General features: G+C 61.9%; 2 protein-coding genes and 1 pseudogene. 1 reads left to right on the top strand and 2 read right to left on the bottom strand.

Going from position 1 to position 2,143, the window contains the following annotated elements; genetic code table 11:
- On the bottom strand, window positions 1–223 hold a 223-nt coding region (locus DWZ22_RS10010; protein ID WP_147352292.1), incomplete at its 3' end, for a helix-turn-helix domain-containing protein.
- Window positions 224–573: 350 nt separating this feature from the next.
- Here DWZ22_RS10010 and DWZ22_RS10555 point away from each other — a divergent pair.
- Window positions 574–1,707, top strand: coding sequence for a helix-turn-helix transcriptional regulator (locus DWZ22_RS10555; protein ID WP_229055578.1), 1,134 nt, complete (start codon window positions 574–576; stop codon window positions 1,705–1,707).
- A gap of 235 nt (window positions 1,708–1,942) precedes the next feature.
- On the opposite strand, the pseudogene DWZ22_RS10000 reads toward DWZ22_RS10555, so the two are convergent.
- Window positions 1,943–2,143, bottom strand: a pseudogene (locus DWZ22_RS10000) (XRE family transcriptional regulator); the annotation flags it as partial.

The following is a 2,143-nucleotide window of genomic DNA, read 5'->3' as shown; positions in this document are numbered from 1 at the left end:
CTCGGCAAGTTGCTCTTGCGAGAGGCCCATCGCCTCGCGCCTCGTCTTTGCTCACCGGCACGTCGAGCGTCTCACCGAGGGCGACGAGTATCTCCGCGTCGGGCACCGAGAGCCCGCGTTCCCATTTGGAAACCGTCTGCCTCACCACGTTCAGCTTGAGCGCGAGCTCCTCCTGCGATGGCCCTTTCGATTTCCTGAGGACCTGGATGTTCTCGTTCAGCATGGCGGATCCTTTCTCTCGCCCGGTTCCTACGTTACCGCAATGCTGCCCGCAGATGGCCCGTTGCCGCAAGCAACGGGTCGTAACATCGGCGGGGACCGTTTGAGTTCACAGGTGATGCAAGCTCCTAATAATTTGACGTCCATTCAATCTACCTGCGGTTTGCAACCATAGGGTGCCTGCAGGTTGCGTAAAATGAAGCCTCAAGTTGGTGGTTTCCGCCATGTGGCTACCGTAGTGTGTAAGTCGCCGGCAGGAAAGCACCGAACGCTGGGATGCCGCGCCCGCGCTGTCCCCGTGAGCCAAGATCACGACGCCCGCGTGCCCGCTTCCAGCCAACGAGAGGACCTACTATGAGCTTCCGTACCAACCTTCAGTATCTGCGCGCCGAGCGCCATATGACCCAGGAGCAGCTCGCCATGCTGCTTGGGGTATCCCGCCAGTCCGTCACCAAGTGGGAGGCCGAGAAGTCCTACCCGGAGATGGATAAGCTCATCAAAATGTGCCAGATTTTCGAGTGCTCGCTCGATGACCTGGTGCAGGGTGACGTGTCGCGCCGCGCGGCCGTGAGCCAGAGCGCCGCGGATGGCGTGCAAAACGATGGGAACGCCGTCGTCCGCGTCGAGGCTCCGCACGGGCGGAACTCGTTGTCCGACATCGGATCCGCCTTTGTGCCCGCGATCCCCGTCGGTCCCAACACGGATGTATGCGGCTATGACGAGCACATGGTCGCATTTGCCCGCAAGGTCGCACTCGGTGTGGCGCTCATCATCCTGGGGGTCGCCGCCGCGGTCTTCACCGATGAGGTCCTGCACTCAGACGGAATCGTCCTCATGGCGTTGTTCGCGCTCGTTGCCGCTGGCTTGGGATTCCTTATTCCATCCGGCATGGAGCACGCGGCTTTTGTGGAAGCCCATCCGTATGTTGCGGACTTTTACACCGCAGAGCAAAAGGCGGCAGAGCGTCGTCGTGCTTCGATCGCGATCGTTTCGGGTATCGCGATCATCCTTCTTGGCATCGCCGTATCGGCGCTGTTTGAGGTGGAGGCGAACGTCCAGGTATATGGCGACACGCTGATGATGGTCCTGGTCGCCGTCGGTGTTGGGGTGATTGTCCACTGGGGCATGCTGTGGGGCCGCATGGATGTCGCGGAGTACAACAAGGAGTGGCTCGAGACGGTCGAATTGAGTGCGGAGGAGCTGTCGCAGCTGGATCCCCAGAGCCGCGAGGCGTATCTGCGCGCGTGCAATCCCAAGTATCGCCGTACAGCGGCGCGCAAGAAGAGGGCTTGCGTCGTGATCATGCTCGCCTCCACCATCATCGCGCTCATCTGGCTGTTCGTCGGTGCTGCCATGGATGCGTCCGAGGGGATCGGCGGCCTGTTCTGGCTCCCGTGGGTCGTCGGTAGCTTGGGCTCCGCTATCGCCCTTATCGTTATCGACGATGACGATGAGAATGATGCGGCTGCATGCGGCGATAGGGAGTAGAGGCGTTCGAAGACATCCGTCTGAATGAAGCGGGCGGCCTCGGGTGTGCCGGGGCCGCCCGCATTTTGCTGGGTGGTGCTGTATTGCCGGCGTGGAGCGGGCCTCAAGCTAGTGCTTGCCGTCAATTTGAAGTCTTCGGCTGCGGGCACCTTCGAGTCCGCATCACGAGCGCAACGCTGGCGCCCAAAGCGCTGATTCTTGACGCGCGTGATGCGGACTTCGGCAGATGCTGCCTCTAGTTCAGCAGCCCCCACACGGCAAAGCCGAGTGCTCCGCCGATGGCGGCTGCGGCGAAGAAGGTCAGCAAGTCGTACGCCAGTCGGTGCTTCGTCGGCCACGCGCGGCGGGGGAGTACCCGCGGATCGCGCTCGATGTTCGCCTCGCCGTTCATGAAGGCGAGGATCTCGCGGTATGTCACCAGGTCGTTCTCGCGCTT

Source organism: Collinsella sp. AF31-11, from assembly GCF_003475605.1.
In the GTDB taxonomy this organism is placed as follows: Bacteria; Actinomycetota; Coriobacteriia; order Coriobacteriales; family Coriobacteriaceae; genus Collinsella.
The sequence above is the reverse complement of the archived record's forward strand: the minus strand, read 5'-3'. Positions and strand labels throughout refer to the sequence as shown.